18 protein-coding genes are annotated in these 20,948 nt (G+C 67.0%); 5 read left to right on the top strand and 13 right to left on the bottom strand.

The window, feature by feature from the left end; all coding sequences use genetic code 11:
- Positions 1-39: 39 nt before the first annotated feature.
- A complete protein-coding gene (locus NRG74_RS11875; RefSeq protein ID WP_257704000.1) occupies positions 40-1,362 on the top strand; it encodes a lytic murein transglycosylase in 1,323 nt (440 codons plus the stop codon).
- A 45-nt stretch (positions 1,363-1,407) separates the two neighbouring features.
- On the opposite strand, the gene NRG74_RS11880 is transcribed toward NRG74_RS11875, so the two are convergent.
- A complete protein-coding gene (locus NRG74_RS11880; protein WP_257704001.1) occupies positions 1,408-2,307 on the bottom strand; it encodes a LysR family transcriptional regulator in 900 nt (299 codons plus the stop codon).
- Positions 2,308-2,410: 103 nt separating this feature from the next.
- Between NRG74_RS11880 and NRG74_RS11885 the strand changes: the two genes are divergently transcribed.
- Positions 2,411-3,160: a sulfite exporter TauE/SafE family protein gene (locus NRG74_RS11885; RefSeq protein ID WP_093250562.1), complete on the top strand. Its 750-nt coding sequence runs from the start codon at positions 2,411-2,413 to the stop codon at positions 3,158-3,160.
- A 162-nt stretch (positions 3,161-3,322) separates the two neighbouring features.
- Positions 3,323-4,987, top strand: a complete 1,665-nt coding sequence (gene pgm, locus NRG74_RS11890; protein WP_257704004.1) for a phosphoglucomutase (alpha-D-glucose-1,6-bisphosphate-dependent) — start codon at positions 3,323-3,325, stop codon at positions 4,985-4,987.
- 123 nt (positions 4,988-5,110) lie between these two features.
- On the opposite strand, the gene lipA is transcribed toward pgm, so the two are convergent.
- The 12 genes from lipA to NRG74_RS11950 form a co-directional block, all read right to left on the bottom strand.
- Positions 5,111-6,109, bottom strand: a complete 999-nt coding sequence (gene lipA, locus NRG74_RS11895) for a lipoyl synthase (protein ID WP_017642509.1) — start codon at positions 6,107-6,109, stop codon at positions 5,111-5,113.
- Position 6,110: 1 nt separating this feature from the next.
- Complete coding sequence (gene lipB, locus NRG74_RS11900; RefSeq protein ID WP_257704007.1) at positions 6,111-6,767, bottom strand: lipoyl(octanoyl) transferase LipB; 657 nt, start codon at positions 6,765-6,767, stop codon at positions 6,111-6,113.
- Positions 6,767-7,042 (bottom strand): DUF493 domain-containing protein, encoded by a 276-nt coding sequence (locus tag NRG74_RS11905; RefSeq protein WP_017642511.1) that lies wholly within the window; start codon positions 7,040-7,042, stop codon positions 6,767-6,769. The genes lipB and NRG74_RS11905 overlap by 1 nt, the downstream gene beginning before the upstream one ends.
- 73 nt (positions 7,043-7,115) lie before the next feature.
- Complete coding sequence (locus tag NRG74_RS11910; protein WP_026084012.1) at positions 7,116-8,276, bottom strand: D-alanyl-D-alanine carboxypeptidase family protein; 1,161 nt, start codon at positions 8,274-8,276, stop codon at positions 7,116-7,118.
- Positions 8,277-8,402: 126 nt separating this feature from the next.
- Entirely contained in the window at positions 8,403-9,392 is a 990-nt protein-coding gene (locus NRG74_RS11915) for a septal ring lytic transglycosylase RlpA family protein (RefSeq protein ID WP_064307939.1), read from the bottom strand.
- A complete protein-coding gene (gene mltB / locus NRG74_RS11920) occupies positions 9,392-10,396 on the bottom strand; it encodes a lytic murein transglycosylase B (protein WP_093250577.1) in 1,005 nt (334 codons plus the stop codon). Before mltB ends, NRG74_RS11915 begins: the two co-directional genes overlap by 1 nt.
- A 39-nt stretch (positions 10,397-10,435) precedes the next feature.
- On the bottom strand, positions 10,436-11,539 hold the full coding sequence (gene rodA / locus NRG74_RS11925; protein ID WP_085984320.1) for a rod shape-determining protein RodA: 1,104 nt from the start codon (positions 11,537-11,539) through the stop codon (positions 10,436-10,438).
- A gap of 44 nt (positions 11,540-11,583) precedes the next feature.
- Positions 11,584-13,491, bottom strand: a complete 1,908-nt coding sequence (gene mrdA / locus NRG74_RS11930; protein WP_257704009.1) for a penicillin-binding protein 2 — start codon at positions 13,489-13,491, stop codon at positions 11,584-11,586.
- Between the two features lie 12 nt (positions 13,492-13,503).
- The gene (gene rlmH, locus NRG74_RS11935; protein WP_007159668.1) at positions 13,504-13,971 is read right to left on the bottom strand and encodes a 23S rRNA (pseudouridine(1915)-N(3))-methyltransferase RlmH; all 468 of its coding nucleotides are present in this window, start codon (positions 13,969-13,971) and stop codon (positions 13,504-13,506) included.
- Positions 13,972-13,976: 5 nt separating this feature from the next.
- Positions 13,977-14,327: a ribosome silencing factor gene (rsfS, locus tag NRG74_RS11940; protein ID WP_017642516.1), complete on the bottom strand. Its 351-nt coding sequence runs from the start codon at positions 14,325-14,327 to the stop codon at positions 13,977-13,979.
- A 10-nt stretch (positions 14,328-14,337) separates the two neighbouring features.
- Positions 14,338-15,000: a nicotinate-nucleotide adenylyltransferase gene (nadD, locus tag NRG74_RS11945; RefSeq protein ID WP_017642517.1), complete on the bottom strand. Its 663-nt coding sequence runs from the start codon at positions 14,998-15,000 to the stop codon at positions 14,338-14,340.
- Positions 15,000-16,265: a glutamate-5-semialdehyde dehydrogenase gene (locus tag NRG74_RS11950; protein WP_257704018.1), complete on the bottom strand. Its 1,266-nt coding sequence runs from the start codon at positions 16,263-16,265 to the stop codon at positions 15,000-15,002. Before NRG74_RS11950 ends, nadD begins: the two co-directional genes overlap by 1 nt.
- A gap of 251 nt (positions 16,266-16,516) precedes the next feature.
- Here NRG74_RS11950 and NRG74_RS11955 point away from each other — a divergent pair, with 251 nt between their 5' ends.
- Both NRG74_RS11955 and NRG74_RS11960 read left to right on the top strand, forming a co-directional pair.
- Positions 16,517-19,534 (top strand): cellulose biosynthesis protein BcsC, encoded by a 3,018-nt coding sequence (locus tag NRG74_RS11955; protein ID WP_257704020.1) that lies wholly within the window; start codon positions 16,517-16,519, stop codon positions 19,532-19,534.
- A gap of 363 nt (positions 19,535-19,897) precedes the next feature.
- Entirely contained in the window at positions 19,898-20,947 is a 1,050-nt protein-coding gene (locus NRG74_RS11960; protein ID WP_257704021.1) for a cellulose synthase operon protein YhjQ/BcsQ, read from the top strand.
- Position 20,948 lies beyond the last annotated feature (1 nt).

Here is a 20,948-nt window from a genome sequence, read left to right on the forward strand (position 1 = left end):
TAAGGTGAGCCTTCCTGCCTAGACGTCCGGTGGAGACAGATGCAATTCGGGAAAACCCGCGGATTCAAGACCGGCGGCCTCCTCGCCGGAACCCTGGTCACCCTGCTGACCGCCGCCCTGGCCGCCTGCGCCCAGACCCAGACGACGCCCACCGCGGCGCCCTCTTCACCCGCCTCGTCCAAACCCGCACCCGTGGCCAATGCCCCCGCCTCGGCGGCCGAGGCCCTGCCGCAACCGGATGAGAGCTTCGAGCAATGGCGCAGTCGCTTTCGTACCCTGGCCCTGGGCCGGGGCATCTCGGCCGCTACCTTCGACCAGGCCTTTGCCGGCGTGCAACCCGATCCGGCGGTGATCGCCGCCGATCGCAGCCAGCCGGAATTCACCAAGCCGGTCTGGGAGTACCTGGAATCCGCCGTCTCGCCCCTGCGGGTGCGCAACGGCAAGAGCCTGCTGATCCAGCAGGCCGGGCTGCTGGCCTCCCTGGAAGCCCGCTACGGCATCGAGCCCGCGCGCCTGGTGGCCTTCTGGGGCATGGAAAGCAACTACGGCAACAACATGGGCAACAAGGGCGTCATCCGCTCTCTGGCTACCCTCGCCTATGAAGGTCGCCGCCCGGACTTCGCCCAGGACCAGCTCATCGCCGCCCTCGGCATCCTGCAGCACGGCGACGTCACCGCCGACCGCATGATCGGCTCCTGGGCCGGCGCCATGGGCCAGACCCAGTTCATTCCCACCACCTACGACCAGTACGCGGTGGACTTCGACGGCGACGGTCGCCGCGACATCTGGGGCTCCACCGCCGACGCCCTGGCCTCCACCGCCAACTACCTCAAGGCCTCCGGCTGGCAGGACGGCAAGCCCTGGGGCTACGAGGTCCGGGTCCCGGCCAACTTCGACTACAGCCTGGCCGACATGGGCGTGCGCAAGAGCCTGGCCGAGTGGAACGCCCTAGGCATCCAGGGCCTCGGCCTGCCGCAACCGGCCGCCCAGCCCAGCGACAGCGCCTCGCTGCTGCTGCCCGCCGGCCATCGCGGTCCGGCCTTCCTGGTGTTCAACAACTTCCGCACCATCCTCAGGTACAACAACTCCAGCTCCTATGCCCTGGGTGTGGCGCTGCTCTCGGAGCGCTATCGCGACGCCGGCCAGATCGCCGGCAGCTGGCCCACCGATGACCTGTCGTTGAGCCGCAGCGAGCGGGTCGAACTGCAGCAGCGCCTGGCCGCCCTGGGGCTGGACCCGGGCAGTGCCGACGGCATCATCGGCGCCAACACCCGCAAGGCCATCCGCGCCTACCAGCAATCCCAGGGCTGGCCCGCCGACGGCTATCCCAATCACCAGCTGCTGGAAAAACTGCGCGGCTGAGGCCTTCGACGACCCGTACCTCAGGCAGGGGCGGGTCGTCGAGCGTCAGGCGTAGCGCGCCTCTCCCACCAGCACCGCCAGCAGGGCCGTTGCCGCTGGCGACAGTTCGGCGAAATCCCGACAGCCCACCACCAGCTCCCGACGCGCCCAGGCATCGCTCAGCGGATGGCTGGCCAATACCCATCGTTTTTCCGCCTGGACCAGACTCGCCGCGGGCAGGATGGCCACGCCCAGGCCCCGGGCGACCAGGGCACAGGCCTGGGCCGGACTCGGCACCCGGATACGGATCGCCAGCTCCCGCCCCCACTGCGCCGCCTGGGTTTCCACATGCAGCTGCAAGGCATTGCCACGCGACAGACCGACGAAGGGCTGTTCGAGCAACCGCGCGAACTCGATCGCCTCACCCGCGGCCAGCGGTACGCGTCCCGGTGCTGCGACCAGCACCAGGGGATCCGCCCGGAAGGGCCGGACGTGCAGCCCTTCCACCTCCGGCGCCGCGACGAAGATGCCCAGGTCGGCACGGCCTTCGCGGAGCGCCGGTACGATGCGCGAACTCGGCAATTCCTCGACCTCCACATCCACCCTGGGCTGCGCCTGGAGGAAAACCGCCAGGGGCTCATCGAGGTGCTCCATCAGCGCGGCGCCATTCGCCAACAGTCGCACCCGCGTGCGGCTGTTGGCCACCGCGCCGGCAAGATCCTGGGCCATCTCGTCCAACCGCAGCAGGATCGCCCGGGCATGGCGCTCCAGGGTCAGGCCGGCCGGTGTGGGACGCACGCCACGCGCATGACGAACCAGGAGCGGCGTGCCCAGGCTGTCTTCCAGGGCCTTGATGCGGGCACTGGCCGAGGGCAACGCCAGGTGGCTCCGCTCGGCGCCCAGGGTGATGCTGCGCGCTTCCACGACATGGAGGAACAGCCGCAGATCGAGCAGGTCGTAGCGCATCGCCTCAAAGCCTCTGTATGGACCTTAGGCAGCCTTCGCCAATCCCGGCTTCTCACCCAGGGTCCTGGAGCCCATGGTAACGCCTCCACCCGAGGAGACGACCATGACCCTGCTGCTCTGTACCCTGATCTTCGTGCTGGCGGGACTGACCAAGGGTGTGCTCGGCCTGGGCCTGCCCACCGTCGCCATGAGTCTGCTGGCGCTGCTGATGACCCCGGCCGAAGCCGCTGCCCTGCTGTTGATCCCGTCCCTGCTCACCAATATATGGCAATTCTGCGCCGGCCCCGCGCCCTGGCAGAGCGTCAAACGCCTGTTGCCGCTGCAACTGGCACTGGTGCCGGGCACCCTGCTCAGCATCCCGCTGCTGACCGGGAGCGATAGCGCCGGACTCGCCGCCGCGCTCGGTGCGGTGCTGGTCGCCTATGGCCTGATCGGCTGGACCGGCTGGCGGCTGCCCGTGCCGGGCCGCCACGAGGGCAAGATCGCGCCCCTGGTGGGCTTCGTCACCGGTCTGATCACCGGCATGACCGGGGTCTTCGTGCTGCCGGCGGTGCCCTACCTGCAAAGCCTGGCCCTGGACAAGGAACGGCTGATCGAGGCCTTGGGCCTGACCTTCACCGTGGCCTCCCTGGCGCTGCTGATCGGCCTCTGGTGGCAGGACGCGCTGGCCATAGAACGCCTGGGCGCCTCCAGCCTGCTGCTGCTGCCGGCCCTCCTGGGCATGTGGGTGGGCCAGCGCGTGCGTCAGGGACTCGACGAGCAGTTGTTCCGCCGGCTGTTCTTTGGGGGGTTGCTGCTGTTGGGTGCCTACGCCGTCCTGCATTATCTGCTGCGCCTGGGCTATCTTGGCTGAGCCCGTCATCACAGTGCAGCCTGGCCCAGCCGGTGTAGGCTGCACCTTCGGCGGGCGTCACGGTCTATGGGCGTAGCTGAACGGTCGCCGCACAGCGGTTAGCCTTCAGACCCGGCCCCGTGCCCGACCGTTGCCCTTTTCCGACGTATACAGGACGCTTTCATGACGCTCGCTCCCAATGCAGGACGCCTCCCAGACGAGAACACCCTGACCCATCTGCCGCGCCTGGTGGCACGCTACTACAGCGATCGCCCCGACCCCAGCGATCCGGGTCAGCAGGTGGCCTTCGGCACCTCCGGGCACCGTGGTTCCTCGCTCAAGGGCAGCTTCAACGAGTGGCACATCCTCGCCATCACCCAAGCCATTTGCGAATACCGCCAGGCTCAGGGCGTCGACGGTCCGCTGTTCATGGGCATGGACACCCATGCGCTGTCCGAGCCGGCCTTCATCTCCGCCCTGGAAGTCCTGGCCGCCAACGGCGTGGACGTCCGTATCGACGCCGGCTGCGCCGAGACCAACGGCGAACCGGGTTACACCCCCACCCCGGCGCTATCCAACGCCATCCTCGAATACAACGCCGGCCGCAGCTCGGGCCTGGCCGATGGCATCGTCATCACCCCGTCGCACAACCCGCCGGCCGATGGCGGTTTCAAGTACAACCCCACCAATGGCGGCCCGGCCGATACCAACGTCACCAAATGGATTCAGGACCGTGCCAATGCCCTGCTGGCGAACGGTCTGGAAGGTGTCCAGCGCATGGATTACCGCCAGGCGCTCAAGGCTGCCACTACCCAGAGATTCGACTTCCTCGACCGCTATGTCAGCGGGCTGGGCCAGGTCATCGACCTGGACGCCATCCGTGGCTCCGGCCTGACCTTTGGCGTCGACCCCCTCGGCGGCGCCGGGGTGCACTACTGGCCGCGCATCGCCGAGCGCTATGGCCTGCCGCTGGAAGTGCTGTCGACCCGTGTCGATCAGACCTTCCGCTTCATGCGCCTGGACTGGGACGGCAAGATCCGCATGGACTGCAGCTCGCCCCACGCCATGGCCGGCCTGATCGAGAACAAGGACAGATTCGACGTCTCCTTCGCCTGCGACACCGATCACGACCGCCACGGCATCGTCGCCCGCTCGGTGGGCCTGCTCAATCCCAACCACTACCTGGCGGTGGCCATCGAATACCTCTTCACCCATCGTCCGCAGTGGAGCCAGCAGGCCGGCATCGGCAAGACCCTGGTGTCTTCCTCGATGATCGACCGCGTGGCTCAGGGCATTGGCCGCCAGGTGGTGGAAGTGCCGGTGGGCTTCAAGTGGTTCGTCGATGGCCTGCTGGACGGCAGCCTGGGCTTCGGTGGCGAGGAGTCCGCCGGCGCGTCCTTCCTGCGCAAGGCCGGCGGCGCCTGGTCCACCGACAAGGACGGCCTCATCCTCGGCCTGCTGGCCGCGGAGATCACCGCCGTGACCGGCAAGGACCCGGGCGAGCGCTACCAGGCGCTGACCGAACGCTTCGGCGCCCCGGTCTACCAGCGCATCGACGCCGCCGCCGACCGCGAGCAGAAGGCTCGTCTCGGCAAGCTGTCCGCCGCCCAGGTCACCGCCAAGGAGCTGGCCGGCCAGCCGATCACCGCCATCCTTACCGAGGCGCCCGGCAACGGCGCCGCCATCGGTGGCCTCAAGGTAGTCACCGAGAACGGCTGGTTCGCCGCCCGTCCTTCGGGTACCGAGGACGTCTACAAGATCTACGCGGAAAGCTTCGAGGGCGAAGCCCACCTGGGCCGTATCCAGGAAGAAGCTAAGGCACTGGTGGATGGTGTGCTGCGCGGCTGATAACGCGCGCCCTCACCCCGACCCTCTCCCAAAGGGAGAGGGGGCTAGAAGCGGTGAGGTGTTCATCTCCGCAATAGAAAAAGGGCAGCCACTGGGCTGCCCTTTTCCATGACGACGCCAGGATCAGTTGATCTTGGTGCCGTGGGCCTGCTGGTCGGCGTGGTAGGACGAGCGCACCAGCGGACCGGACGCGACATTCTTGAAGCCCATCTTGGCGCCCTCCTCGGCATACCAGGCGAAGGTATCCGGGTGGACGAAGCGCTGCACCGGCAGGTGGTTGCGCGAGGGCTGCAGGTACTGGCCGAGGGTCAGCATGTCGATCTCGTGCTCGCGCATGCGCTGCATGACCTCGATGACTTCCTCGTCGGTCTCGCCCAGCCCCAGCATCAGGCCGGACTTGGTCGGCACGTGGGGCACGCGCTTCTTGAAGTTCTGCAGCAGGTCCAGCGACCACTCGAAGTCCGAACCCGGACGCGCGGCCTTGTACAGGCGCGGCACGGTCTCCAGGTTGTGGTTGAAGACATCCGGCGGCTCCTGCTCGGTGATCGCCAGGGCAACGTCCATGCGGCCGCGGTAGTCGGGCACCAGGGTCTCCAGCTGAATGCCGGGGGTCAGCTTGCGGATCTCGCGCAGGCAGTCGACGAAGTGCTGGGCACCGCCGTCGCGCAGGTCGTCGCGGTCCACCGAGGTGATCACCACGTACTTGAGGCCCAGGTCAGCGATGGCCACAGCCAGGTTCTTCGGCTCGTCCACGTCCAGCGGCTTCGGCCGGCCGTGGCCGACGTCGCAGAAGGGGCAGCGCCGGGTGCAGATGTCACCCATGATCATGAAGGTGGCGGTGCCGCCGGAGAAGCACTCGCCCAGGTTGGGGCAGGAGGCCTCTTCGCAGACGCTGTGCAGCTTGTGCTTGCGCAGCAGCTGCTTGATGCGCTCGACCTCGGGGGTGACCGGGATGCGTACGCGGATCCAGTCCGGCTTGCGCGGCAGCTCCTCGGTGGGAATGATCTTTACCGGGATGCGTGCGACCTTTTCGGCACCGCGCAGCTTGACGCCGGCTTCCACCTTGTTGGGGCGGGCGGGCGGGGTAAGGGTCTGGACGCTGTCTTGTACTGTAGTGGTCATGTCAATCCGATTCCAGGGTGATCGGTTCGGGGTAGCCCAGGCGCAGACTCAGGTGACGCACCAGAGACTCGCGGACCTCGTCGAAAGCTAGTGGCCCGGTCACCAGATCGCGGAGCTGGGTCATGGCCAGGCCGGCATAACCGCAGGGGTTGATCCGGCGGAAGGGCGCCAGATCCATGTCAACGTTGAGCGCCAGTCCATGGAAGGAACGCCCATTGCGGATGCGCAGCCCCAGGGAGGCGATCTTGGCGCCATCCACATAGACACCCGGCGCATCGGCCCGGGCCGCGGCCTGCACACCCCAATCGGCGAGCAGCGCGATCAGGCTGTCTTCCATGGCGCTGACCAATTCTCGCACGCCCAGGCGCTTGCGGCGAACATCCAGCAGCACATAGGCGATGAGCTGACCGGGTCCATGGTACGTGACCTGGCCGCCGCGATCGACCTGCACCACCGGAATGTCGCCCACGGCGAGCAGGTGCTCGGGCTTGCCGGCCTGCCCCTGGGTGAAGACCGCAGGGTGCTGCAGCAGCCAGAGTTCGTCGGGGGTGGCCGGGCCGCGCTCGTCGGTGAAGCGACGCATGGCGTCCAGGGTCGCCGCGTAGGGCCGCAGGCCCCAGCGGCGCACGCCCAGGCTGGCCGGGGCGGGAGCGTTCATCAGATCACCATGTGCACGCGGCCGGTGGCGCGCAGATCCTGGTGGATGGCCTGCAACTGGTCCACGCCGGTGGCGGTGATGAGCACCTGCACCGAGAGGAAGCGGCCGTTGCGGCTGTCACGGCTCACCAGGGTGCCGCGATCCAGATCCGGCGCATGGCGCTGGACGATGTCGAGCACCAGCTCGGCGAAATCGGCACCGGCATCGCCGATCACCTTGATGGGATAGCGCGGGCAGGGAAATTCGATCTTGGGGGGTTGAACGTCTTCGGTCATGCGGACTTCCAGGCCGACCACTGTCGGCAGGGGGTGAAAGGCCCGCGAGCGCGGGCCTTTCCAGGACAACGGATCAGTTGAACAATCCGTAGAAGAACAGGCGAATGCTATCCCACAGGCGACGGAAGAGGCCACCCTCCTCGACCGGCTGCAAGGCGACCAGGTCGGCGGTGTGCACCACCTTGTCATCCAGCTTCACCTCGACCTTGCCGATCACCTGGCCCTGGGCGATGGGAGCGGTCAGCTGCGGATTAAGCACCATCTCGGCATGCAGCTTCTTGGCCTGGCCACGCGGCAGGGTCATGGTCAGGTCGTTGGCCAGACCGGCCTGGACCTCACGAGCGTCGCCTTTCCAGACCGGCGCCTTGGCCAGCTCGGTGCCCTTCTTGTAGAAGGACTGGGTCTCGAAGAAGCGGAAGCCGTAGGTCAGCAGCTTCTGGGTCTCGGCGGCACGGGCCTGTTCGCTGTTGGTGCCGAACACCACGGCGACCAGGCGCATGCCATCGCGAACGGCCGAGGCCACCAGGCAGTAGCCGGCTTCGTCGGTGTGGCCGGTCTTCAGGCCGTCGACGGTCTTGTCGCGCCACAGCAGCAGGTTGCGGTTGGGCTGCTTGATGTTGTTCCAGAAGAATTCCTTCTGGGAGTAGATGGCGTAGTGCTGGGCATCGGCGTTGATGATGGCGCGCGCCAGGATGGCCATGTCATGGGCCGAGGAATAGTGGTTCGGATCCGGCAGGCCGGTGGCGTCCATGAAGTGGGTGTTCTGCATGCCCAGCTTCTGCGCGGTGGTGTTCATCATGTCGGCGAAGGCGTCTTCGCTGCCGGCGATGTGCTCGGCCAGGGCGACGCTGGCGTCGTTGCCGGACTGGATGATGATGCCGTGCAGCAGGTCACCGACCGACACCTGGGTGCCAACCTTGATGAACATCCGTGAACCGCCGGTACGCCAGGCGTGCTCGCTGACGGTGACCATGTCCGATTCCTTGATGCGACCCCGGTTAATTTCCAGGGTGGCGATGTAGGCGGTCATCAGCTTGGTCAGGCTGGCCGGCGGCAGGCGCTGGTCGGAGTTGGATTCGGTGAGCACGGCGCCGCTGTTGGCGTCCATGAGAATCCAGGCCTTGGCGGCCAGCTGGGGCGCCGCTGGGACCATGGTCTCGGCCGCCCAGACGGCCGGGACACAGGCGATCGTTACTAGGAGGAGCAGGCGTCGAGCGAGTTTTGCGATTGTCATCCGAATCTCTGAAAGGTTGGGGTATGGCAGGAGCAGCGGACCCAGACCGCACGGTCCACGTCGATCCCCGCGAGGGGGATCACGACGGCCGGGGCCGGCGACTGGGCGTCATGAAGCATCCCTGCTTCAATCCGGTTGCACGAGAGACGCCTGACCCAAGCGGGCCACGCGTACGCTGTTCTGGAGCTGGGGGACCTCAGCCGGCTGGACCGGTCCGAGGCGGACCCGATGCAAGGTCTGCTGGTTGCGCACCGTCGAACTGATGAACACCGGGGCACCGGTCAGGTCGCTGAGCTTGTCCTTGAGCAATTCCGCAGCGTCCGGATTGGCGAAGGCCGCCACCTGCAGATAGAGCCCAGCGGCTGGGGCAGAAACGTTTTTTTTTGCGTCGACGGCCGCGGGCGTCACCGGCTCGGCGTGCTGGTTGACCGGTGGCGTATAGGTCTCGATGGCGCCGAAGGTCTGGGTCTCGGTGGTCTTCTGGGCCACCGGCGCCTGGCGCGGCTGGGCCAGCACCATGGGCACCGCCTGACCGCGCTGGGCCCAGTACTGCTGCGGATCGATGCCTTCGACGCTGACCCGGGCGGTGCCGATCTCGGCATAGCCGAGCTTCTTGGCGGCGGCGAAGGACAGGTCGATGACCCGATCGGAATAGAAAGGTCCGCGGTCGTTGACGCGCAGGATGACGCTGCGGCCGTTGTCCAGATTGGTGACCCGCACGTAGCTGGGCAGCGGCAGGGTCTTGTGCGCCGCGGTCATGCCGTAGAGGTCGTAGGTCTCGCCGTTGGCGGTGGCCTGGCCGTGGAACTTGGTGCCGTACCAGGAGGCGGTGCCGGTCACGCGGTAGTTGCGCGAGTCGGTCAGCGGGAAATAGGTCTTGCCCAGCACGGTGTAGGGATTGTTCTTCAGCGGCCCGTTGTAGGGCATGGGCACGGCGTCGGGAATGCGGCTGACGTCCACGTCCCACCAGGGCGCACCGTCACGGTGCGGACGCAGGTAGCCACCCGGCCCGGCCACACCCTTGCTGGTCGGCTTGGGCGCCTGGCTGGAACAGCTCACCAGCAACAGGCCGAGACCCAGGCAGCCGGCCAGGCGCGCCAGGGCAGTCAGACGCATCACGGCTTGACGCCCTCGGCGGCATGGCGCTCGGCGATGGCGTTCGCCAGATCGGTCACCGCCATGGCGTACATGACGCTGCGGTTGTATCGGGTAATGGCGTAGAAATTGGGCAGGCCCATCCAGTACTCCGGTCCCTTGTCTCCGTCGAGGCGGAACGAGGTTACACGCAAATCGTCACGCAGGGCAGGGTCTTGAGCGTTCCAGCCCAGGGCACGCAGCTCGGCGACGCTCTTGACCGGCTCGATCCCGGCCACCACGCCCTCCTCCACCCGCTCGCCGCTGACCTGGGCGCGAATGGCGGTCGGCCCGCGGCCGGACCAGCCGTGGCGCTTGAAGTAGTTGGCCACGCTGCCGATGGCGTCGGTGGGATCGGACCAGATGTTGATGTGGCCGTCGCCATCGAAGTCCACCGCATAGGCGCGGAAGCTGCCCGGCATGAATTGCGGCAGGCCCATGGCCCCGGCATAGGAACCGGTCAGGCTGAGCGGATCGACCTGCTGCTCGCGGGCGAGCAGCAGGAATTCACGCAGCTGGCTGCGGAAGAAGGGCGCGCGCGGCGGATAGTCGAAGGCCAGGGTCGAGAGCGCATCCAGCACCCGGTAGTTGCCGGTATTGCGACCGTAGAAGGTTTCCACGCCGATGATGGCGACGATGAACTGGGCCGGCACGTCGTATTCGCGCTCGGCGCGGGCCAGCGCCTCTTCGTGGGTCTTCCAGAAGTCGACACCCTGGGCGATGCGCCGATCGGTGATGAAGATGGGGCGGTATTCGCTCCAGGGCTTGACCCGCTCGGCCGGTCGCGAGATGGCGTCGAGGATGGCCTGCTTGCGCTCGACTTCGCCGAACAGCGCCTGCAACTGTTCCGGGGCGAAGCCATAGCTCTGACTCATCTCGGCGATGAAGTCGCGCGTCAGCGGTGCCGTGTCGTAGTCACCCGCGACGACACCGGTCGTCACGCCCATCGCCGTGGCGAGCCCGAGGCTCTGCAAGCAGCGACGCATCCATCCCATTGTCGGCATCTAACCCTTCTTTGTTGCGTGTTAAACCTGGGCGATCCACTTGCGGTGCGTGTGGATCGACATCAAAACTCCGAACCCGGTGAGCAAGGTGACCACCGAGGTGCCGCCATAACTGATGAATGGCAGCGGGACACCCACCACGGGCAGGAGGCCGCTGACCATGCCGATGTTGACGAAGACATAGACGAAGAAGGTCATGGTCACGCCGCCGGCGAGCAATTTGCCGAACAACGTCTGGGCCTGCACGGTGATGGTCAGGCCGCGACCGATGAGCAGCAGATAGAGCACCAGCAGCAGGCAGACACCGACCATGCCGAACTCTTCGCCGAGTACGGCAATGATAAAGTCCGTGTGACTTTCCGGCAAAAAATCCAGATGAGACTGGGTACCCAGCAGCCAGCCCTTGCCGAACACCCCGCCCGAGCCGATGGCGGCCTTGGACTGGATGATGTTCCAGCCGGCGCCCAGCGGATCCATTTCCGGATCGAGGAAGGTCAGCACGCGGCGTTTCTGGTAGTCGTGCAGCACGAAGAACCACATGGCCACCGCCAAGGGCACCGCGGCGCTCACCGCGCCGATCAGCCAGCGCCACTGCAGGCCGCCGACGAACAGCACGAAGCCACCCGAGGCCAGCACCAGCATGGCGGTACCGAGGTCGGGCTGATCGAGGATCAGCACGAAGGGCACCACCACCAGCGACAGGCTGATCAGGCTGTGCTTGAAGTTCGGCGGCAGACTGCGCTTGGACAGGTACCAGGCCATCATCATGGGCATCAAGAGCTTCATGAATTCCGACGGCTGGAAGCGGATGACCCCGGGAATGTTGATCCAGCGGGTCGCGCCCATGGCGTTGTGGCCCATGACGTCCACCACCACCAGCAAGGCCACGCCGACCACATAGCCCAGGGGTACCCAGCGCGCCATGAAGCGCGGTTCGAGCTGGGCGACGACGGCCATGGCCACCAGGCCGAGGCCAAAGGAGCTGGCCTGCTTGAACAGCAGGTCGAGATTGCGCCCGCCCGCGGAATAGAGGACGAACAGCCCGGTCGCCCCCAGCATCAGCAGCAGGATCAGCAGCGGCCCGTCGATGTGCAGGCGCTGCAGCAGGGTGGCGCGCCGCTTCATCACGTCCCCTTCGGGAATGGTGCGATCGAAGTTGGGAGCGAGACTCATGGCTGCACCTTGGTCGCGGCGGCGGTGGCTCCGGCGGTGGTCGGCTTGGCGTACTCGGCCTTGAGATGGCCCTGGTCATCGAGCAGCCAGGCGTCGAGCACCTGACGCACCACCGGGGCGGCCACGCCGCTGCCCGACTCGCCGTTCTCGACCATCACCGCCACGGCGATCTGCGGATTGTCGGCCGGGGCGAAGGCGACGAACAGGGCGTGGTCGCGATGCCGCTCCTTGAGCGCCGCCGAGTTGTACTTTTCGTTCTGGCGAATGGCGACCACCTGGGCGGTACCGCTCTTGCCGGCGATGCGGTACTGGGCACCGACGTTGATCTTGTGCGCGGTACCGCGGGCATTCTGCACCACCATTTCCATGCCGTGGATGGCGCGATCCCAATAGCTGGGATCCTTGAGCTCGATGTCGGGCATGGGATTGCTGTCCACCGGCGGCTGGCCGTCGAGGCTCTTGGCCAGGTGTGGGCGGATCCACTTGCCATGGTTGGCGATCAGGGTGGTGACCTGGGCCAGCTGCAGCGGCGTGGTCTGCATGTAGCCCTGACCGATACCGAGGATCAGCGTTTCGCCGGGGAACCAGGCCTGACGGCGGGTGGCACGCTTCCACTGGCGCGAGGGCATCAGGCCCGGTGCCTCTTCGAACATGTCCAGGGCGACCTTTTGCCCGAGGCCGAACTTGCCCATGTACTCGGAAAGCCGATCGATGCCGATCTTGTGCGCAAGATCGTAGAAATAGGTGTCGTTGGATCTCATCAGCGCCATGTCCAGATCCACGTAGCCGTCGCCGCCGTGGTTCCAGTTACGGTACTTGTGATCGTAGTTGGGCAACTCGTAGTAGCCCGGATCGAAGACCCGCGCCTGGGGCGTGGTGGCGCCGCTGTCGAGACCGGCGATGGCCACCGCCGGCTTGATGGTCGAGCCCGGCGGATAGAGCCCGCGCAGCACCCGGTTGTAGAGCGGGCGATCAATGGAGTCGCGTAGCTCGGAATATTCCTTGAAGCTGATCCCGGTGACGAAGGGATTGGGGTCGTAGCTCGGTTGGCTGACCATGGCCAATACCTCGCCGGTCCTGGGCTGGATGGCGACGATGGCGCCACGGCGCCCACCCAGGGCGGCTTCGGCGGCGGCCTGCAGGCGCGAATCGATGGTCAGGACGATGTCCTTGCCCGGCTTGGGGTCGGTGCGATTGAGCACCCGCAGCACCCGGCCGCGGGCGTTGGTCTCCACCTCTTCGTAGCCCACTTCGCCGTGTAGCTCGGGCTCGTAGAAGCGCTCCACGCCGGTCTTGCCGATGTGGTGGGTGCCGCTGTAGTTGACCGGATCCAGGCGCTTGAGCTCCTGTTCGTTGATCCGCCCGACATAACCCACCGAATGGGCGAAATGCTCGCCCATGGGATAGTGACGCACCAGTTGCGCCGTCACCTCGACCCCGGGCAGGCGGAACTGGTTGACGGCGATCTTGGCGATCTGCTCCTCGGTCAGCTCGAACAGTACCGGCACCGGCTCGAAGGGACGGCGGCCCTGTTTCATGCGCTTCTCGAACAGCTCGCGGTCTTCCTCGGTCAGGCCCAGGACCTGCACCAGAGTATCGAGGGTCTGTCGCCAGTTGTCGGCCCGCTCGCGGGTGATGGTCAGGCTGAAGCTGGGACGGTTGTCGGCGACGATGATGCCGTTGCGGTCGTAGATCAGGCCCCGGGTGGGCGGGATCGGCTGGACATGGACCCGGTTGTTTTCCGACAGGGTCGAATGGTAGTCGTGCTGGATGACCTGCAGGTAGTACATGCGCGCCACCAGTACGCAGGCGAGCGCGAGAAAGATGACCGCCCCGATCGTCACGCGGGCGCGGACGAGCTGGGCGTCTTTCTCGTGGTCCTTGAGGCGTATGGGTTGCGACATCGCAGGTACGGACTACTTGTGATACGGATGGCCGGCCAATACGGTCCAGGCGCGATAGAGCTGCTCACCGACGAGGATGCGCACCAGCGGATGCGGCAGGGTCAGCGGCGAGAGCGACCAGCGCTGTTCACTGCGGGCCTGCACCTCGGGCGCGAGGCCCTCGGGGCCGCCGACCATGAGGTTGACGGTCCGGGCCTCCAGGCGCCACTGCTGGAGTGTTTCAGCCAGTTGCTCGGTGCTCCAGGGCTTGCCGGTGACCTCCAGGGTCACCACGCGCTCGCCCGGCTGCACCTTGGCCAGCATGGCCTCACCCTCCTGGCGGATCAGCCGGGCGACGTCGGCGTTCTTGCCGCGGGTCTGCAGTGGGATCTCGACGAGTTCCAGCGGCAGTTCCGGCGGTAGACGCTTGACGTACTCGTGCCAGCCCTCCTCGACCCAGCGCGGCATGCGCGAGCCGACGGCGATGAGACGCAGGCGCACCGGACTTATTCGCCTTGGGCGGCGCGGCTCTGCTCGGCACCGCGCCAGAGGCGCTCGAGGTCATAGAACTCGCGGGTGGTCGGCAGCATCACGTGGACGACCACGTCGCCCAGGTCCAGCAGCGCCCATTCGCCGCCTTCCAGGCCTTCGCTGCCCAGCGGACGCACGCCCTGCTGCTTGACCTTTTCCAGCACGTTGTCGGCCAGCGACTTGACGTGGCGGCTGGAGGTGCCGCTGGCGATGACCATGATGTCGGTCACGCTGGTCTTTTCCCGCACGTCCAGGGAGATGATGTCCTGGGCCTTCATGTCTTCCAGGGCGGCGATGGCCACCTGGACGAGTTGTTCGCTTTGCATGGTGTAGCTCTTACCTCGGTTCGGAGGACGCCGGATAGAGGCCGTGCGTCCGGATATAGTCAAGCACGGCATCGGGCACCAGGAAGCGGATGGACTTCCCGGTAGCCAAGAGGCCGCGGATCTGGGTGGCGGACACCGCGAGCGGGTTCTGCCAGATAAAGGTGATCTGCCCGCCCGGCCCCTTCAGGGCCTGGGGATCGGGCTGACTGCGCGCCGCCAGGAAATCACGCAATTCCTGGCAGGGCTCGCTGTCGGCGTCGGGTCGTTGCAGGACCAGGATGTGGCACAGCTCCAGCAACTCGCGCCAGCGGTGCCAGCCAGGCAGGCCGCAAAAGGCATCCCAGCCCAGCATGAGCAACAGCTGCACCTCATCGCCGAGTTCGGCGCGCAGGCTTTCCAGGGTCTCTATGGTATAGGAGTGGCGCGTCCGGCGCAGTTCCCGGTCATCGACCACCAGGGTCGCGACGTCGGCCACCGCCAGGCGCACCATCGCCAGGCGATCCTCGGCGGAGACGCTGGGCGCCTCGCGATGGGGCGGCCGGGCGCTGGGAATCAGCCGTAGCTCGTCCAGCGCCAGGGCTTCGGCCACCTCCAGCGCCGCGCGCAGGTGGCCGATGTGCACGGGATCGAAGGTACCGCCGAACAAGCCGATGCGGGTGGGCAGGCTGCTCATCAGCTGCGGACGTGACCGTCGCCGAAGACCACGTATTTCTCGCTGGTCAGCCCTTCCAGGCCCACCGGTCCGCGGGCGTGCAGCTTGTCGGTGGAGATGCCGATCTCGGCGCCCAGGCCGTATTCGAAGCCGTCGGCGAAACGCGTGGAGGCATTGACCATCACCGACGCCGAATCGACCTCGGTAAGGAAGCGCCGGGCATCGCTGAAGTTCTCGGTGACGATGGCATCGGTGTGCTGCGAGCCATAGGCATTGATGTGCTCGATGGCTGCGTCGAGGCCATCCACCACGCGGATGGACAGGATCGGGGCGTTGTACTCGGTGCGCCAGTCCTCTTCGCTGGCCAGCAGGACGTCGGTGCCGAGCAGCGCTCGGGTCCGCTCGCAGCCGCGCAGCTCCACCTGCTTGTCGCGATAGAGGGCGGCCAGGGGCGGCAACACCCGCTCGGCGATGGCCGCATGAACCAGCAGCGTCTCCATGGTATTGCAGGGTGCATAGCGCTGGGTCTTGGCGTTGTCGGCGATGCGGATCGCCTTGTCCAGATCGGCGGCGCGGTCGATATAGACGTGGCAGATGCCGTCCAGGTGCTTGATCACCGGTACCCGGGCATCGCGGCTGATGCGTTCAATCAGGCTCTTGCCACCACGCGGCACGATGACGTCCACGTATTCGGGCATGGTGATCAGCGCACCCACGGCGGCGCGGTCGGTGGTCTCCACCACCTGCACCAGTTCGGCCGGCAACTCGGCTTCAGCCAGGCCCGCCTGGATGCAGGCGGCGATGGCCTGGTTGGAATGAATGGCCTCGGAGCCGCCACGCAGGATGGTGGCGTTGCCGGACTTGAGGCAGAGGCTGGCGGCATCGATGGTCACATTGGGGCGCGACTCGTAGATGATGCCGATGACGCCCAGCGGCACGCGCATCTTGCCCAGTTGGATTCCCGAGGGCACGTATCTCATGTCGCGGATTTCGCCGATGGGATCGGGCAGGGTCGCCACCTGACGCAGACCTTCGATCATATCGTCGATGCGCTGGGGCGTCAGCGCCAGGCGATCCAGCATGGCCGGTTCCAGACCATTGTCGCGCGCGGCGGCCAGGTCCTGCTCATTGGCAGCAGTCAGCTCGGCACGGCGAGCGTCCAGCGCGGCGGCTGCCGCGAGCAAGGCGCGGTTCTTCTGGGCGGTGCTCGCCCGGGCGGCGACCCGCGACGCGGCACGGGCAGCCTGGCCAAGACGGGTCATGTAGGCGGAGACGGACTCGGTCATGGTCGGCGGCCTGCGAAAGACGGTGGGAAAGCCGCAGAGTATAGCGTCGCCGGGCCCTGCGCGGCCAGCGCCGAGGGGCTTGGCCATGGCATTCGCCTGCGCGATTTGGTTGACTCGCCACGGCCTGTCGGGAATCATCCGCGGCTGTATTTGCCGTTCAGCTTGCGTTCAGCTATTCCCTAATAGCCGAAATCGTTCCAGCTCTGCGCCAGGTGCTGCAGCGACGCCTACCAGCCTTCATGGAAAGAACCATGCCCAAGCACCTCACCTTGTCCCTTGGTCTGCTCGCCCTGCTGATCCATGCCGACGCGACCTGGGCCGCCACTGCCGACGCCGCGCCGACCGCGGCCGCCGTCCAGGCGCTGGAAGCCCAGCTGAAGAAGACGCCCCAGGATCCGGATGCCCTGGGCAAGCTGGGCAGTGCCCGGCTGGCGCAGCAGCGCTGGACCGATGCCGAGCAGTTGCTGACCCAGGCCGTGCAGAAAGGCGGTAAGACCTGGCAGCCGGCGCTGGACGAGGCGCGCTACCACCACCTGCTGGAACGCGCCCATGCGGCCGAGAACAAGCGCGAGCTGGACCAGGCGCGGGATCTCAGCGTCGAAGCCATCCGGCTGAAGCCCGAAGCGGTCGAGGCGCAGCTGTTCCTCGCCGGCATCCAGAGCCAGAAGCGCCAATGGGAACTGGCCGAGGCCACCTACCGCCAGGTGCTGATGCGCGAGCCGGCCAACGTCGACGCCTACTATGGGCGCATCGCCGCGCTCAACGAGCTGGGCCGCACCGAAGAAGCCCTGCAACTCACCAAGAATCTGCAGCCCAGCGCCAAGAATCAGGTCAAGGGCCTGGATCGCCTGCGCGCCGGCCAGGCCATGCAGGAGGCCGAAGCCGCCGAGGCGCGGGGCGATCTGCAGGGCGCCTCGCGCCTGCTGGAACAGGCCCGCAAGGAAGCCCCGGAAGATCCCTGGCTGCGCCTGGCCCAGGCCCGCCTGGAGGTCCGTCAGGGCCGGCCGCGCGCCGCCCGCGATCTGGTGGACAGCCTGGTCAAGGATGGCGCCCAGCGCCCCGAGGTGCTCTATGCCAGCGCCCTGCTGTCCAACGAGCTGGGTGAATACCCGCGCGCCATGCAGACCCTGATGCGCATTCCCCAGGCGCAGCGTTCGCCGGATATGAACGCCCTGGCCGCGCGCATCACCTTCAACGAACAACTGGCCGAGACCGTGGCCCTGGCCAAGCAGGGTCGCCGCGAGGAAGCGCGCAGCCTGATGCAGCGCCTGGAAGCCCGCGCCGGGCGCAATCCGGATCTGATCGGCGATCTGGCCGAGGCCTTCGCCACCGCTGGCGATCCCGAACACGGTCTGGCCCTGCTCAAGCCGATGATCTCCGGCGATACCCGCCCGGCGCCCGCCATGCAGCTGCACTACGCCAGCATTCAGCTACAGCTGAACCAGGACCAGACCGTGGGCAACGTCCTGCGCGACCTGCAGGGCGTGGTACTCGACAGTGGCGAGAAGCAACAGTACGACGACCTCCTCGCCCGCTATCGCATCCGCCAGGCCGATCGCCTCACCGATCAGGGCAAGCTGGCCGCCGCCTACGACACCCTGGCCCCGGCGCTCAAGGCCCGTCCCGACGACAAGGCCGCCCAGGCCGCCCTGGCGCGCATGTACCTGGCCAGTGGCGACACCCAGAAGGCCCGCCAGCTCTATCGCGACGTGCTCAGCGACCAGCCCAAGGACGCCGAACTCTACCTGGGCGCCGCCGAGATCGCCGCCAAGTCCCAGGACAGCGTCACCGCCCGCCAGTATCTGGATCAGGCGGTCAAGCTCGGCCAGAGCGATCCCCAGGTGCTGCGCCGCGCCGCCCTGCTCTATCGCGACATCGGCATGGCCGGTACCGCGACCGGCCTGCTGGAGCAGGTGGTGCAGGTGGAGCGCAAGGATCGCGAATCCGCGGCCCGCGCCGCCGGTGCCAGCGACAATCCCTTCGCCACCCTGCCCGGGCAGACCCGCAGCGATGACGCCCTGGCCGCCGTTCCGGCCGCCGCGGGTGGCAACGCCGGCGGCGCCGACTACGCCTGGAGCGATCCGCTGCAGGCGCAGAAGGCTGCCAACAACCCCTTCAACGACCTGTCCGTGGTGCCCACCAGCAGCCTGTCGAGCAGCCTGGCCACCGAGCAGATACTCGGCCAGTTGCAGCGCGAGCGCAGCATCCGCATCACCCAGGGTCTGAGCGTACGCAGCTACGATCCCAGCGGCAGTTCGCGTCAGACCACCGTCAGCGCGCCGCTGGAGATCTCCTTCCCCGCCGGCGACCAGCGCCTGGCCGTGCGTGTCACCCCGACGCGAATCAACGACAGCAGCAGCGAGGGCAGCCAGAAGGAAAACGGCGTGGCGGCATCCATCGCCGTGGAAGACGCCGGGCGCGGCCTCAAGGGCGATATCGGCGTCTCGCCGGTGGGCCTGAGATACAGCACCGTGGTCGGCGGCGCGACCCTGGAACGCCCGCTGAGCAGCCTCAGCGAGAACCTGCTCTATGCCCTGAGCGTGTCGCGGCGTTCGGTGACCGACTCCCTGACCTCCTACGGCGGCATCCGCGATCCGCGCACCGGCCAGGAGTGGGGCGGCGTCACCGCCAATGGCGGCTTGGCGCGACTGAGATACGACGACGGGCGCTACGGTTCCTACATCTACGGCGCGGCCCATCGCCTGACCGGCCATGACGTCAAGAACAACGACCGCTTCGAGATCGGCACCGGCGTCTACTACTATCTGCGCAATGGCCCGGACAGCCTGTTCACCGTGGGCCTTTCGGCCACCGCGATCGGCTACGACAACAACCAGAATCACCTGACCTACGGCCATGGCGGCTACTTCAGTCCACAGCGCTACTTCGCCATCGGCGTACCCCTGGTGTGGGCGCAGCGCGGCGATCTCTGGGCCTATCAGGTGCAGGGCATGCTGGGCGTGCAGACCATTCGCCAGGACGCTGCGGATCGCTATCCCGACGACGCCGCCCTGCAGGCGGCCGCGGAAGCCGCCGGTGAAGGCCAATACGGCAGCAAGAGCAAGACCGGCGTGGCCTACAGCCTCTCGGCCAACGGCGAATACCGCCTCAGCGGACAATTCGCCCTGGGCGGTCGTCTGGGCATGGACAATGCCCAGGACGAGCGCGACGTCAACGGCAACCTCTATCTGCGCTACTTCTTCGAGGAGCAGGAAGGTCGACCGCAACTCTCGCGGCCGCAGCCCTACCGTTCGCGCAACGAGGAATAAGCACAAAGGCCCGCACCCGCGGGCCTTTTTCTTACCCTGCGGCATCCTCCCTTCGCCGCCGAAACGACCGCTCATCCCCACATTCGTCGTCGCTTCGACCGCCCCATCCCCAGGCCGCGCCTTTCGTCCGAACCGCACCAGACATGGCGTTGACCAGGCGTCGAGGTCATCCAACCATTGCCGCAAGACAGGGGCGAATAGCGCAACTATCCGTTCGCTCCGCTGCAATGCCCGCATACGCATTTTCAATTGGTGCGTCACGAATCCCGCGTGACAGTATTCGCAAAAATGACGCCTGGTGGCTTTTAGCCATTAATCTGACGTCAAGCATCTGCCCAGCCCCTCAACCTCCCGGAATCAGCCATGGTCCGTTCGCTGGATATTGCCAATCTGTTCCGCTCCTTCGGCGGTGATCCCCAGCGCTACCAGGAATTCGAGGCGCCCGAAGCGGAGTTGCATGAGGCGGTCTCAACGGCTGCGCCGCTGCCGTCCCCACGCGCATCGGTCGAAGCGGTCAGCGCGCTTGCCGAGCCTGCCGTTCAGGTCGAGCCAGGCGAGTTGCCGCCGCTGTCGCGGGAGCTGGCGCAGCTGCACAGCAGCCGCCAGGCCAGCCAGGCGGTCGCTGCGCTGGATGAGGCGCTGAGTCGCTCGCGACCGGCACTGGCCGGTCCGGTGCTGGCACTGACCTCGGCCCGGGGCGGGACCGGCAAGACGGTCATCGCCGCAGGCCTGGCCCAGGCACTGAGCCGCAGCAGCCAGGCGGTGCTGCTGGTGGAGCTGGACAGTCAGAACGTGCTGTCTTCGCTGTTGCTGCAGGAAGCCTCGTCCACCACCGGCTCGATCAGGGCCCCGCTCTCCGCCTGCCTGGCGGTGGACGATCGCCTGCGCCTGGTGCCCTTCGGCGCCCCCGACGACCTGGATCTGCAGGCTTTGGAACGGGCGCTGGCCACCGACACCCAGTGGCTGACGCGGCGCCTGCAGGCACTCGACGTCCCGGCCGACACCCTGGTGATCCTCGATTGCCCCACGGGCTCGACGCCCTTGACTCGCCAGGCGCTGGCCCTGGCCACCCGGGTCCTCGGGGTGACGACCGCGGATGCGACCGGCTATGCCAGTCTGCCGCGCCTCGAACGCCAGTGGCAGCACTGCACTGGCCAGGTCCATCCGCTGCACCTGCTCAATCGGGTCGATCCCGCACGTCCCCTGAGCCAGGACATCGCTGCCATCGTGGCGCACTCCTGGGGCGACCGCCTCCTCGGCGTACTGCCGGAAAGTCCTGACCTGGAGCAGGCACTGGCCTTGGGCCAGGGGTTGGCCAGCGTCCAGGACGCCTGGGCGCACGGCCTCGCCGAGCTGGGCCGGGAATTGCTCGGCGAGCTGCGACCAGCCTTGCGTTACGCGGCGCCTTCCTAGC

It is taken from the genome of Pseudomonas oryzihabitans, assembly GCF_024652905.1.
Classification (GTDB): Bacteria; Pseudomonadota; Gammaproteobacteria; order Pseudomonadales; family Pseudomonadaceae; genus Chryseomonas; species Chryseomonas benzopyrenica.